This is a genomic window from Ruegeria sp. CDSB086 (genome assembly GCF_059611065.1).
Genome location: NZ_JBXWOV010000016.1, coordinates 23,285 through 36,987 on the forward strand (window position 1 = coordinate 23,285; position 13,703 = coordinate 36,987).

A 13,703-nucleotide genomic window follows, 5' to 3' on the forward strand; every position below is an offset into this window, starting at 1 on the left:
AGGAGGGTCTGATGCCCGAATTGCAAGGTCAATGCATGTGCGGCGCGGTCACGGTGACCGCAACCCCGGCGCGGGATTCGCTGGGTGCCTGCCATTGTGATCAATGCCGTCGCTGGACCAGTTCGATGCTGGTAACCTTCGCGGCCGAGCCCGGCTATGCCGCCTTAGGACCGGTCAAGACCTACACCTCGTCGGAATGGGCCGAGCGGGCGTTTTGCTCGGACTGTGGTTCGGCGCTGTGGTATCGGATCACTTTGCCGGGCGAGATGCACGGACAAACGCAAATGGCTGCCGGTCTTTTTGACGACACCGGCAACCTGCTGAAACTTGAACTTTACATAGATAAAAAGCCCGAGGGCTACGCGTTCGCAGGAGAGCGCCGGCAGATGACCAAAGCCGAGGTCGAAGCCATGTATGCACCGCCGGAAGAAGGAGACAGCCAATGACCAAATATGATGCCGATTGGGTGCGGGCAGTAGAAGCCAAGCGCAAATGGATGGCCGAAAATGGTCTCTATTCCGAGGATGAAGAGCATTCTTCATGCGGCGTAGGTCTTGTGGTTTCGATTGACGGCAAAGCGTCGCGTAAGGTGGTGGATGCCGGGATCGATGCGCTCAAGGCAATCTGGCACCGCGGCGCGGTGGACGCAGACGGCAAGACCGGTGACGGCGCGGGTATCCACGTGCAGATCCCGGTTCCGTTCTTCTATGACCAGATCCGCCGCACCGGGCATGAGCCGCGACTGGATCAACTGATTGCGGTTGGCCAGGTCTTTTTGCCACGCACCGATTTCGGTGCGCAGGAACAGTGCCGGACCATCGTGGAAACCGAAGTCCTGCGCATGGGCTATTACATATATGGCTGGCGTCATGTGCCGGTCGATGTGACCTGCTTGGGTGAAAAAGCCAACGCCACCCGCCCTGAGATCGAGCAGATCCTGATCTCGAACTCAAAAGGTGTGGATGAAGACACGTTTGAGCGTGAGCTTTATGTGATCCGTCGCCGCATCGAAAAGGCGGCACTGGCTGCCGGGATTTCTGATCTGTATCTGGCCTCGCTCAGCTGCCGGTCGATCATCTATAAGGGCATGATGCTGGCCGAGCAGGTCGCGGTGTTCTACCCCGATTTGATGGACGAGCGCTTTGAAAGTGCCTTTGCCATCTACCACCAGCGATATTCGACCAATACGTTCCCGCAGTGGTGGCTGGCACAGCCTTTCCGCATGCTGGCCCATAACGGCGAGATCAACACGCTGAAGGGCAACATCAACTGGATGAAAAGCCATGAGATCCGCATGGCCAGCGGGACCTTTGGTGATTATGCCGAGGACATCAAGCCGATCATCGCGGGTGGTTCGTCGGATTCGGCGGCTCTGGACTCGGTATTCGAGGTTCTTGTGCGTGCGGGTCGTTCGGCTCCAATGGCGAAAACTATGCTGGTGCCGGAAAGCTGGTCCAAACAGGCGGTCGAGCTGCCGCAGGCGTGGCGCGACATGTATTCCTACTGCAACTCGGTGATGGAGCCGTGGGACGGCCCTGCCGCACTGGCGATGACGGATGGTCGTTGGGTCTGTGCGGGACTGGACCGGAACGGGCTGCGCCCGATGCGCTATGTCGTAACTGGCGATGGTCTGGTCATTGCAGGGTCCGAGGCCGGGATGGTGCCGATTGATGAGGCCACTGTGACCGAAAAAGGCGCGCTTGGCCCGGGTCAGATGCTGGCCGTCGATATGAAGAAGGGCAAGCTGTTCCGCGATACACAGATCAAGAACAAACTGGCCCGTGCGCTGCCGTTTGGCGAATGGGTCGGCAAGATTCACGATCTGGATGCCACGCTGGCAGGCGTGACCGAAACCCCGATTTTTTCGGGTGAAGAACTGCGCAAGCGCCAGATTGCAGCGGGGTATTCGGTAGAAGAATTGGAACAGATTCTCGCCCCGATGGCGGAGGACGGCAAAGAGGCGCTGGCCTCGATGGGTGACGATACGCCCTCGGCGGTTCTGTCCAAGCAATACCGCCCGCTCAGCCATTTCTTCAGGCAGAATTTTAGCCAGGTGACCAACCCGCCGATCGACTCTTTGCGCGAATACCGCGTGATGTCGTTGAAAACGCGATTTGCGAACCTCAAGAACGTGCTGGATGAAGACAGCAGCCAGACCGAGATTGTGGTTCTGGAAAGCCCCTTTGTCGGCAACGCGCAATGGGACAAGCTGGTTGAAAGCTTTGATGCACCGCTGGCCGAGATCGATTGTAGCTTTGAGCCCGGCCAAGGCGCACTAAGCGACGCATTAGCCCGTGTTAGAGCCGAAGCAGAAGAGGCCGTCCGATCTGGCGCTGGGCATCTGGTTCTGTCCGACATGAACTCGGGCGAAGGTCGTGTGGCGATGCCCATGATCCTTGCCACAAGTGCGGTGCACTCGCACCTGACCCGTCAGGGCCTGCGGACGTTCTGTTCGTTGAACGTACGCTCGGCGGAATGTGTCGACCCGCATTACTTTGCCGTTCTGATCGGTTGTGGTGCGACAGTGGTGAACGCCTATCTGGCCGAGGATTCGCTGGCTGACCGTATTGATCGCGGCCTTTTGGACGGGAGCCTGACCGAAAATGTCGCCCGCTTCCGCGAAGCGATCGATCAGGGCCTGTTGAAGATCATGGCCAAGATGGGAATCTCGGTAATCTCGTCCTATCGCGGCGGTCTGAACTTTGAGGCCGTTGGCCTGAGCCGTGCGATGGTGGCCGAATACTTCCCTGGAATGACCAGCCGGATTTCCGGCATCGGGGTTACCGGTATTCAGACCAAGGCCGAGGAAATCCACGCCAAGGCATGGGTCAATGGTCTGGACGTGCTGCCCATCGGTGGGTTCTACAAGGCGCGGAAATCGGGTGAGACCCACGCGTGGGAAGCGACCTCGATGCATATGATGCAGATGGCCTGTAACCGGGCGTCCTATGAGCTGTGGAAGCAGTACTCGGCCAAAATGCAGTCGAACCCGCCGATCCATCTGCGTGACCTGATGGATTTCAAACCGCTGGGCAAACCAATCCCGATTGAAGAAGTGGAATCGATCACTTCGATCCGTAAACGCTTTGTCACGCCAGGCATGTCGCTGGGCGCGCTGTCGCCCGAGGCGCATAAGACGCTGAACGTTGCGATGAACCGGATCGGTGCGAAATCCGACTCCGGCGAGGGTGGCGAAGACCCGGCGCATTTCGTGCCGGAGCCCAATGGCGACAACCCGTCGGCCAAGATCAAACAGGTGGCCTCGGGCCGGTTCGGTGTGACTGCCGAATACCTAAACCAGTGTGAAGAGCTTGAGATCAAGGTCGCCCAGGGTGCAAAACCCGGTGAAGGCGGTCAGCTGCCGGGCATGAAGGTCACCGACCTGATTGCACGTCTTCGTCATTCGACCAAGGGCGTGACCCTGATCTCGCCACCACCGCACCACGATATCTACTCGATCGAGGATCTGGCGCAGCTGATCTATGACCTGAAACAGATCAACCCGCGCTGCAAAGTGACGGTAAAACTGGTGGCGTCCTCGGGCGTTGGCACGATTGCCGCCGGTGTGGCCAAGGCCAAAGCGGACGTGATCCTGATCTCGGGGCACAATGGCGGCACCGGTGCGTCCCCCGCGACCAGCATCAAATACGCCGGTCTGCCGTGGGAGATGGGCCTGACCGAGGCACATCAGGTTCTGGCGATGAACAACCTGCGCGACCGCGTGACCCTGCGAACCGATGGTGGCTTGCGCACCGGTCGTGACATCGTCATGGCCGCGATGATGGGAGCCGAGGAATACGGTATTGGCACCGCGGCGCTGATCGCGATGGGCTGTATCATGGTGCGTCAGTGCCAGTCGAACACCTGCCCGGTCGGTGTGTGTACTCAGGACGAATCCCTGCGGGCAAAGTTCACCGGTAATGCCGATAAGGTCGTCAACCTGATCACCTTCTACGCACAGGAAGTGCGCGAGTTGCTGGCCAGCCTCGGCGCACGATCGATTGACGATATCATCGGACGGGCAGATCTGCTGGCGCAGGTCAGCCGCGGTTCAGCGCATCTGGATGATCTGGACCTCAACCCGCTGCTGATCACCGTCGATGGTGCCCATAACATCGTCTACAACCGCGACAGAGATCGCAATGCAGTGCCCGATACGCTTGATGCGGAGATTGTGCGCGATGCTGCACGGTTCCTGAAAGACGGTGAGAAAATGCAGCTGTCCTATGCGGTTCAGAACACGCATCGGACCGTGGGCACGCGAGTGTCCAGCCATATCGTGCAGAATTTCGGGATGCGGAACACGTTCCAGCCGGACCACTTGCACGTGAAACTGCAGGGCTCGGCCGGTCAGTCGCTGGGGGCCTTCGCGGCCCCGGGTCTAAAGCTCGAGGTGTCGGGTGATGCCAACGACTATGTCGGTAAAGGCCTGTCCGGGGGCACAATCGTCGTGCGTCCGCCGCAGGTTAGCCCCCTGAAAGCGGACGAGAACACCATTATCGGCAACACCGTTCTTTACGGCGCAACCGATGGACACCTGTTTGCGGCTGGCCGCGCGGGTGAGCGGTTCGCGGTTCGGAACTCGGGCGCCACTGTGGTGATCGAGGGCTGTGGCTCGAACGGCTGTGAATACATGACCGGTGGTATCGCGGTGATCCTGGGCGGCATCGGTGCCAACTTTGGCGCAGGCATGACGGGCGGTATGGCTTATCTGTACGACCCCGAAGGAAAGGCCGAGCAGCTGATGAACATGGAAACGCTGGTGACCTGTCCGGTGGCCGTCGACCATTGGGAAGATCAGTTGAAATCGCTGATCGAAACACATCAGGCTGAAACCAACAGCCGCAAGGCCGCCGACATTCTGCAACATTGGGAGGTCGAAAAGGCCAACTTCCTTCAGGTTTGCCCGAAAGAGATGCTGAACAAGCTCAGCCATCCTCTGACAACCGAGGCAACTGCTGTTCCCGCCGAGTAAGCGGAAATAGTTAGACTAAATCAGAACCCCGCGTGTCACCAAGGACACGCGGGGTTTTCAATTTACGGACCGGCCTTGCTTAAGATTGCATACCCGCGCAACGCTCAGATCAGGCAAGATAAACCGTTCCAAACCCGGCCACAGCGTCGTATAGCAACAAAATGGCAAGAACAGCAGCGCGCAAGTCGAGCAAAAAGAAAAGCAAGGCGTCAAAGTCAAAAAGGCCACTGATCCCGCGGATTCGTCGTTGGGTCACACGCGCCGCTTTGGGTGTCGTGGCCTTCATCGTTGGGTTGGTCCTGCTGTACTCGGTGGTCAATCCGCCGGTGACTCATACGATCTGGTCAGAATGGCGACGATTGGGAAAGGTTGAGCGTGATTGGGTGCCGATAGAGGAAATTGCCCCGGTTATGGGCAGATCTGCTGTCGCCGCCGAAGATGCTAATTTCTGCCTGCATTGGGGCTTTGACGTTGAAGCAATCCGCGATGCGCTGGAAGATGGCGGCAGTCGAGGGGCCTCGACCATTACACAGCAGGTCGTGAAGAACGTGTTCCTGTGGCAGGGGCGCAGTTGGGTGCGCAAAGCGTTTGAAACGTCGATTACGCCCGTCGTCGAAATCTTCTGGAGCAAACAGCGGATTCTGGAGGTCTATCTGAACGTTGCCGAGACCGGACAGGGGGTATTCGGGGTCGAGGCCGCGGCACAGCGGTATTACGGAACAAGTGCGGCCAAGATGTCCCCAGTACAGGCGGCACGGCTGGCGGCGATCCTGCCTTCGCCTCGAAACAGATCCGTCACAGACCCATCGGTTCGGACCCGCAGACGGGCAGCATCCATACTGGATGGGGCGGCCACCATCCGCGCAGATGGTCGCGCGGATTGTTTCGAGGATTGAAACCCTATGCCTCTCAAGGCTAAAGCTGAGGGGTATTCACTGGTTCGATTGGAAGATTATGGCGCGTCTGTTTCATGTTCCCCTGTCCCCGTATTGCCGCAAGGTGCGCCTGTCGCTTGCGGAAAAGAAGATCGAGGTTGAGCTGGTCGAGGAACGATACTGGGAACAAGACCCGGATTTCCTGCGCCGCAACCCTGCCGGAAAAGTACCGGTATTGCGTCTTGATGGGCAGGTCATGGCGGAGAGCGCCGCCATTTGTGAGTATATCGAAGAAACCCGCCCTGAACCTCCGCTGATGCCCAAAAAACCTGAAGCGCGGTACGAGGTACGGCGTCTGGTGGGGTGGTTTGATGACAAGTTCCATCACGAAGTGACATCGAGACTGCTGTATGAACGGGTGAACAAGAAGGTGACCGGCGAGGGCTATCCCGACAGTAAAAACGTCAAGGCGGGTGCAAAGGCGATCAAGTATCATCTGGACTACATGGCTTGGCTGCTAGATCACCGGCGCTGGCTGGCGGGGGATCAGATGACACTGGCCGATTTTGCAGCTGCTGCGCATCTGTCTGCGCTGGATTACATCTCGGACGTAGATTGGAACCGTTCTCAGGCGGTCAAGGATTGGTATGCCAAGATCAAGTCACGACCTGCGTTCCGGTCTATATTGGCAGATCAGGTTCCTGGGTTCCGACCGCCACCGCATTACGCTGATCTGGATTTCTGATAGGGTAAGGGTGTAGCGGGCTGACTGCCCGCTCTTGGCCGGGTGTGGGCCAATTCACCCCCGAGGGTACTTGTAGCCAGATGAAGAGCGGATCAGGTCTAAAAGAAAAGGTTGTGGCGCAGGCGCTGAGCGAGGGGTTTGTATCCTGTCGTATTTGCCGACCTTGGGACGTGCCTGAAGTTCCGTCGCGCTTGCAGGCGTTTTTGGATGCCGGGTATCACGGGCAGATGGGGTGGATGGCCGAGCGGACCCATTGGCGCGGCGATCCGGCCGCATTGTGGCCCGAGGCGCGGTCGGTCATCATGCTGGCCGAGAGCTATACGCCTGACCATGATCCGACCGAAGTGCTGCAGCATCCGGACAAGGCAGCGATTTCTGTTTATGCGCAGAACAAGGATTACCACGATCTGGTCAAGAAGCGGCTGAAGCGGTTGGCGCGCTGGCTGATTGCGGAAGCGGGTGGAGAGGTAAAGGTCTTTGTTGATACCGCGCCTGTTCCGGAGAAGGCTTTGGGCTATGCGGCAGGGCTGGGCTGGCAGGGAAAACACACCAATCTCGTAAGCCGCGACTGGGGAAATTGGGCCTTTTTAGGCTCTGTTTTTACGACGTTGGACCTGCCTGCAGACATGGCTGAATCTGACCATTGCGGTAATTGTCGAGCTTGTTTGAGCGCCTGTCCGACGGATGCGTTTCCCGCGCCGTATCAGTTGGATGCGCGGCGATGCATTTCATATCTGACGATCGAACATAAAGGGCCGGTCGACGAAGAGCTGCGCCAAAAGCTGGGAAACCGGATTTATGGATGCGACGATTGTTTGGCAGCGTGCCCGTGGAACAAATTCGCCATCGCAGCGAGCGATGTGCGGTATGCCGCACGTGATGATCTGAAAGCACCGCCGTTGGCCGAGCTTGCTGTGTTGGATGATGCGGCGTTTCGGGCCAAGTTCTCGGGCTCGCCGATCAAGCGGATCGGGCGGGATCGGTTTGTGCGCAATGTGCTTTATGCGATTGGCAATTCGGAACAGTCGGATTTGATGCCCGTCGCGCAGTCGCTTGCCGATGATCCTGACCCAACGGTGGCGGACGCCGCGCGCTGGGCGGTGAAACGATTATCGTAAGTGACGCAAACAGGCTGGACGTGTCGGTCCAAACCGCTACACCCGTGAACAGCGAACAGGAAGGAGATCCCGATGGCGTTGGCTTTGGGGGTGGATACGGGTGGAACCTATACGGATGCGGTGCTGATCCGGGACGAGAAAGAGGTGATCGCCTCGGCCAAATCCCTGACCACACGCGCCGATCTTGCAATTGGCGTCGGCAGGGCGATCTCGGCCGTGTTGGATCAGGCGCAGGTTTCGCCGGACCAGATCTCAATGGCGTCTTTGTCGACGACGTTGGCAACGAATGCCTTGGTCGAAGGGCAGGGTGGTCGAGTCGCGCTGATTTACATCGGGTTCAAGGAAGCAGACCTTGAGAAGCATGGGCTGCGGGACGCGCTGAAGGGTGATCCAGCGCTGGTGATTGGCGGTGGGCATAGCCACGCCGGGGGTGAGGCTGCTCCATTGGATGTCGATGCGTTGGAAGCATTTTTGGCGTCGCACAAAGATGTTTCTGGGTTTGCGGTTGCCGCGCAGTTCGCAACGCGGAACCCGGCGCATGAATTGCATGCCGCGCGTGTCATTGCCGAGAAAACCGGGGCTCCGGTAACGTGCTCTCATCAGTTGTCGGCCAAGCTGAACGGTCCGAAACGCGCGGTCACGGCGGTTTTGAACGCGCGTTTGATCGGCATGATCGACCGTCTGATCGGGCGGGCGCAGGATCGGTTGGTTGATCTGGGGATCACGGCCCCGATGATGGTTGTGCGTGGTGACGGCGCGCTGATGAGCGCAGAACAGGCGCGGGAGCGGCCGATTGAAACCATCCTTAGTGGTCCTGCGGCCTCGATCGTCGGTGCAAGCTGGCTGACTGGGGTTCAAAACGCGCTGGTGTCAGATATTGGCGGTACGACCACCGATGTCGCGCTGATCCGGGACGGCAAACCGGCGATTGACCCAGCGGGCGCGCAAGTCGGCGGGTTTCGTACGATGGTTGAGGCGGTTGCCATGCGCACCCACGGATTGGGTGGAGACAGCCAGGTGCATGTGGTCACCGAAGGGCTGGGTGGCGGTGTGTTTTTGGGGCCGCGACGGGTGCTGCCGGTTTCCCTGATTGCCGCAGAGGCACCTGAGGTCGTTCACGCCGTTCTGGATACCCAACTAAGGGCGACGACTGTGGGTGAGCATGACACGCGGTTCGCCCGCCGTGTTCCCGGCATCAACGCCGACGGGTTGGGTGCGCGCGAAGAGTCGCTGTTGGAGAGGCTGGGCGAGAACGTCATGCCCCTAAGCGACCTGCTGCGCACCCGTATGGAAAACGGAGCTTTGTCGCGTCTGGTGGATCGCGGTGTCGTTCAGGTTTCGGGTGTGACGCCATCGGATGCCAGCCATGTTTTGGGCCGATTGGATACCTGGGATGCGGACGCAGCCCACAAGGCGTTGGAGCTGGTTGCGCGCAAGCGGGTGGGGACTGGCGATAGATTGGCCGCCACCCCGGAACAGTTGGCGCAGATGATTGTGGATCAACTGACCGAACAGACATCTTTGACCTTGTTAGAGACCGCTTTCGCAGAAGAATCCGAGAGTTTTTGCCTCTCACCCGCCGACCTTGCTCGGCATGTCCTGATGCAGAAGGGGCTGGCGCGGCATCGCGGTTTGCTGGCACTGGACGCATCGCTGAACGTGGATGTGGTAGGTCTTGGCGCTTCGGCTCCAAGCTATTATCCGGCTGTCGGGGATCGTTTGCATTGCACTATGATCCTGCCGGAACACGCAGGCGTGGCCAACGCGATCGGGGCGGTTGTTGGACGACTTACTCTGCGCCGATCGGGAACGGTGACGTCTCCGTCAGAAGGCCGCTACCGGGTTCACCTGGAAGAAGGGCCCCAGGACTTCACAGAATCCGACAAGGCCTTGGCGTTGCTGGAAACGGTTCTGACGGATCAGGCCGAGGGTGCAGTGCGACAGGCCGGAGCAGCAGATATCCGGGTGGTTGTCGATCGCGACATCCGCACTGCGCGCATCGAAGCGCAGGACGTGTTTGTCGAAGCGATGATCACGGTCGAAGCCAGCGGGCGCCCTAGGATGGCGTCTGGTTAGCCCCCGCTAGGAAGGGGGCCAACCGGTTACTCAGCTGCGTCGCGTTTGGGCAGAACCCAATCGGGGCGTGGGAAGTGGCAGGTATAGCCGTTGGGGATACGTTCAAGGTAATCCTGATGTTCAGGTTCGGCTTCCCAGAAATCGCCTACGGGTTCGACCTCTGTGACGACTTTGCCCGGCCAAATACCGCTGGCATTCACGTCGGCAATCGTGTCTTCGGCCATCTGTTTTTGCGCAGAATTTACATAGTAAATGGCCGAGCGATAGCTCATTCCACGGTCGTTGCCCTGACGGTTCACAGTTGTCGGGTCGTGGATCTGAAAGAAGAACTCGAGCAGGTCACGATAGGTGATCCGCGAGGGGTCGAAAATGATTTCGATCCCTTCGGCATGGGTGCCGTGGTTGCGATAGGTGGCGTTTGGCACGTCGCCGCCGGTATAGCCGACGCGGGTGCTGGAAACGCCGGGCAGTTTGCGGATCAGGTCCTGCATGCCCCAAAAGCAACCTCCGGCAAGAACAGCGCGTTCAGTGTTCATTGGATGTCCTCCACATGGATCAGGTATTCGCCATACCCTTCGGCCTCCATTTCATCGCGATGAATGAACCGCAAGGAGGCAGAGTTGATGCAGTAACGCAGCCCGCCGTGTTCGCGCGGACCGTCGGGAAACACATGACCCAGATGACTATCCCCATGTTTCGAGCGGACCTCGGTCCGGATCATGCCAAGCGTGCGATCTTCGATTTCTTCGACATGCTCGTGCACGATGGGTTTGGTAAAGCTGGGCCAACCGCACCCGGATTCGTATTTGTGGGCCGAGGCAAACAGCGGTTCGCCCGAGACGATATCGACGTAGATACCCGGGTCCTTGTTATTCAGCAGTTTTCCGGTGCCGGGGCGTTCTGTACCGCTGCGCTGGGTGACGTGGTATTCTTCGGGTGAGAGAGCGGCAATGGCCTCGGGGTCTTTGGTGTAGCGGGTCATGGCTTCTCCGGTGTTGATGTGACTTGGGCCTTTATTTGGGCATACTGGCGCGGAAATCAAAATCATATTTCAATCGGCTCGCGTTCTCGTGCAGGTGATCCGAATGCCAGACGCGTACGTAATTCACAATAAAGGAGGTGACGCCATGTTCAGACTGCTTCTGTTATCCGTCCTATTGCTGGTTGCCCGCGTGGTTCAAGCAGCACCTTTGACCGGTGAATTTGTCTCGATCGACGGTGGCACTTTGTCCCTTGAGGATTGGCGAGGCAAGCCGGTATTGGTTGTGAACACGGCATCCCATTGCGGGTTCACAGGGCAATACGCTGGCTTGCAAAAGATCCATGACATTTATGCTGATCGAGGTCTCGTGGTTTTGGCCGTCCCCTCGGATTCGTTCAATCAGGAATTAGGCACGGCGGCAGAGGTCAAACAGTTCTGCGAGATGAACTATGGCTTGACCTTGCCCATGACCGACATCACGTCGGTAAAGGGCGTTGCGGCCCATCCGTTCTACCGTGCGGTTGCTCAGCAGACGGGATTCGTACCCAAGTGGAATTTCAACAAGATCCTGATAGATCCAGCGGGTGAAGTGATTGCGACCTATGGGTCGAACGTCAAGCCGGATTCACCGAAACTGTTGCGTCAGGTTGAGGCCTTGCTCCGCTGATCGGTTTGCCGGGACAACTGCACCGCAAGAATACCCAGCGTTGTGACACCGACACCTACTGCATCCATGGGCCCAAGTTTTTCGCCCAGGAAAACTGCGGCGACGGCCACACCAAACACCGGGTTCAGAAAGTGAAAAGTCGCGGCCCGGATCGCGCCGATCCTGTTCAACAAATGGAACCAGATCAGTGTCGCCAACAAGCCAGGGAACAGGGTCGTATAAGCAAATGCCAGCATCCACGGTACGTTTGGGTGAATGTAGATCGTCTCAAAAATGGGTGCGGCGAGGAACAGAAGTGCCGCACCCACCAGCATCTGTAGCCCAACCACCATCATAAAATTGCCGCCAGATGTTGCCCCGCGCACAGCCAGAGTTGCAAAGCTGAGCGCCAGCGCACCCAGCCCGCACAGCATGACGCCAAACAGGTCTGCGCCCGCGCCTATCCGGCTGCTCATGATCAATGCCACGCCAGCGAAACCGGCCAGCAGTCCGATCACGCCCAGCGGCCGAAGCTTCTCGTGAAACAGTGTCCAGCTGGCTAATGCCACGATCAGTGGCATTGTCGAGGCAATGATCGCCGCGACCGACGCCTGTACGGTTTGCATCGCGTAGAAATTCAGACCCAAATAAAGGGCATTTTGGCATATTCCGAACAGGATGGTCGCGTACCATTGCGCGCGCGTCAGTCTCCAGCTTTGGCCCATCGCCCGTGCAATTGCGACCCCCAACAACCCCGATATCAAAAATCGCAGCGCCAGTGAGAAAAGGGGCGAGGCATCGGCAACGATGATCCGCGCCGAGGTAAAGGCTGACGACCAGATAAAGGCAAATGCCAGCCCCATGGCAATGGCGCGCAGATCCATGGTGACCCTTTCCCAAACGCCGCGACTGTTTCGGAAATATCTGAAACGTGCAAGCACCGCGCGTCAAAAAAACCACAGGTTTCGCCAGTTGCATTCAGCATTGGCAGTTTTGTTGATTGACCAGTCAATTAAAGCTATACGATCCGCACTCTGACTAACCAAGGGAGGAATGTTGGTGCTTTTGGAGTATATTCTGTCTTTCGGCGTCCTACTGGCATTGGGCCTGGTCGCTTTCTTCGTTGTGAAATGGTGGAACCTGCGTTGTGTGGGCGTCACGCCAGTGCATCTGTTCACCTTCATTGCGATCTTGTTCACATCCGGTCTGGATGTCGGCCTGATCATGTTCCCGCTGACCGAGTTTGGCGGCTATGCCGAGGAACCAGCCTATGCCTTCGCAAACCCGCTGGCCATCGAGTTCGGCTTCTGGGGTTTCCTAATCTGGGCCTTCTACTTCCTGACAGCGTTCTATTTCTGCGTCATCGAACCCCGAGTGAAGTTCTTTGAGATCCCGCTGGTCAAGCTGATAAACAACGTGGTCATCATTGGCACCTGTGCCTTCACCGCCAGCCTGTTCCTGATCTACCTGCCCGGCTATCTGCCCGAGGTCGGAGATGGCGAATCCGTGGTCACCACTTTCTATGTCATCGTATTTGTTGTCATTTTGGCGGCGGCTTATTCGTCAACCGACCTGAAATACGTCCGTATCCTTTCTGTAGGTTCGACTATCCTGTTCCTCACGCTGATCCTCGGAATGTGGATTGCCGCGGGGATGGGCATGACCGGAATTGTTGAAACCGGCAGCAATATCGGTGCCTATTTCGCCAATCTGCACAAGTTTGTGTTGCCGTTGACTGATTATCACGCCTTCTACCTGTTCTGGTGGTTTGCGTGGTCGATCATGATTGGCCAGTTCACCTCGCGCTTTGTTGGTGGGCTGAAAACCTGGCAATTGCTGGCGGCGCTGCTGATCTTCCCGTCGATCCCGTTGGCGATCTGGTTCACCGTTCTCTATTACTATCACCTGAACGGCATCAGCACTGCGGGCATCACCAACATCGCGATGGTGATCGTGGGCGTGACCTTTGTGATCAACTCGCTGGACTCCCTGATCCGCCTCTATACCGACAACCTGAACCTGACTGTCGAGCGGTTCGGCAAGGCGATCTACGTCGCAGGCAACGTCGCTTTGTTGTTTGTCCTCACCCTGCTGTTCCAGAGCCAGTGGCTGCAGATCCAGTGGATCGGAGCCGTGGTCGTCGGTCTGTACTTGGCCTGCGTGGTCTATATTCTGATCACCAAGCGCAAAGAGGTGCTGAGCATCGATTCAATGCCGGAAGATCGTGATCTGGACTTCCATAAGGTTGAGACTGTTCACTAAGCCAAAACCTGAATTTCGACAGGC

At 58.0% G+C, this 13,703-nt stretch carries 11 protein-coding genes; 8 read left to right on the plus strand and 3 right to left on the minus strand.

Annotated features, from left to right (window positions below; genetic code table 11):
- Positions 1 to 11: 11 nt before the first annotated feature.
- The 6 genes from AC2FIO_RS21920 (at position 12) to AC2FIO_RS21945 (ending at position 9,789) form a co-directional block, all read left to right on the plus strand.
- Positions 12 to 446, plus strand: a complete 435-nt coding sequence (locus AC2FIO_RS21920) for a GFA family protein (protein WP_496699964.1) — start codon at positions 12 to 14, stop codon at positions 444 to 446.
- Positions 443 to 4,975, plus strand: coding sequence for a glutamate synthase large subunit (gene gltB, locus AC2FIO_RS21925; protein WP_496699965.1), 4,533 nt, complete (start codon positions 443 to 445; stop codon positions 4,973 to 4,975). Before AC2FIO_RS21920 ends, gltB begins: the two co-directional genes overlap by 4 nt.
- Positions 4,976 to 5,136: 161 nt before the next feature.
- Positions 5,137 to 5,871, plus strand: a complete 735-nt coding sequence (gene mtgA / locus AC2FIO_RS21930; RefSeq protein WP_496699966.1) for a monofunctional biosynthetic peptidoglycan transglycosylase — start codon at positions 5,137 to 5,139, stop codon at positions 5,869 to 5,871.
- A 58-nt stretch (positions 5,872 to 5,929) separates the two neighbouring features.
- Entirely contained in the window at positions 5,930 to 6,595 is a 666-nt protein-coding gene (fzlA, locus tag AC2FIO_RS21935) for an FtsZ-binding protein FzlA (protein ID WP_058275204.1), read from the plus strand.
- 80 nt (positions 6,596 to 6,675) lie between these two features.
- Positions 6,676 to 7,713, plus strand: a complete 1,038-nt coding sequence (gene queG / locus AC2FIO_RS21940) for a tRNA epoxyqueuosine(34) reductase QueG (protein ID WP_496699967.1) — start codon at positions 6,676 to 6,678, stop codon at positions 7,711 to 7,713.
- A 72-nt stretch (positions 7,714 to 7,785) separates the two neighbouring features.
- The gene (locus tag AC2FIO_RS21945) at positions 7,786 to 9,789 is read left to right on the plus strand and encodes a hydantoinase/oxoprolinase family protein (RefSeq protein WP_496699968.1); all 2,004 of its coding nucleotides are present in this window, start codon (positions 7,786 to 7,788) and stop codon (positions 9,787 to 9,789) included.
- Between the two features lie 26 nt (positions 9,790 to 9,815).
- Here AC2FIO_RS21945 and msrA read toward each other — a convergent pair whose 3' ends face one another.
- Together msrA and msrB are read right to left on the minus strand one after the other, a co-directional pair.
- On the minus strand, positions 9,816 to 10,325 hold the full coding sequence (msrA, locus tag AC2FIO_RS21950) for a peptide-methionine (S)-S-oxide reductase MsrA (RefSeq protein WP_496699969.1): 510 nt from the start codon (positions 10,323 to 10,325) through the stop codon (positions 9,816 to 9,818).
- Positions 10,322 to 10,771, minus strand: coding sequence for a peptide-methionine (R)-S-oxide reductase MsrB (gene msrB, locus AC2FIO_RS21955; protein WP_496699970.1), 450 nt, complete (start codon positions 10,769 to 10,771; stop codon positions 10,322 to 10,324). Before msrB ends, msrA begins: the two co-directional genes overlap by 4 nt.
- Before the next feature lie 145 nt (positions 10,772 to 10,916).
- On the opposite strand from msrB, the gene AC2FIO_RS21960 reads away from it, so the two are divergent.
- The gene (locus AC2FIO_RS21960; protein ID WP_496699971.1) at positions 10,917 to 11,438 is read left to right on the plus strand and encodes a glutathione peroxidase; all 522 of its coding nucleotides are present in this window, start codon (positions 10,917 to 10,919) and stop codon (positions 11,436 to 11,438) included.
- On the opposite strand, the gene AC2FIO_RS21965 is transcribed toward AC2FIO_RS21960, so the two are convergent.
- Positions 11,414 to 12,301, minus strand: coding sequence for a DMT family transporter (locus AC2FIO_RS21965; RefSeq protein ID WP_496699972.1), 888 nt, complete (start codon positions 12,299 to 12,301; stop codon positions 11,414 to 11,416). The two genes, AC2FIO_RS21960 and AC2FIO_RS21965, sit on opposite strands and share 25 nt — an antisense overlap.
- A 169-nt stretch (positions 12,302 to 12,470) precedes the next feature.
- On the opposite strand from AC2FIO_RS21965, the gene AC2FIO_RS21970 reads away from it, so the two are divergent.
- Entirely contained in the window at positions 12,471 to 13,679 is a 1,209-nt protein-coding gene (locus AC2FIO_RS21970; RefSeq protein ID WP_496699973.1) for a BCCT family transporter, read from the plus strand.
- Positions 13,680 to 13,703: the final 24 nt, after the last annotated feature.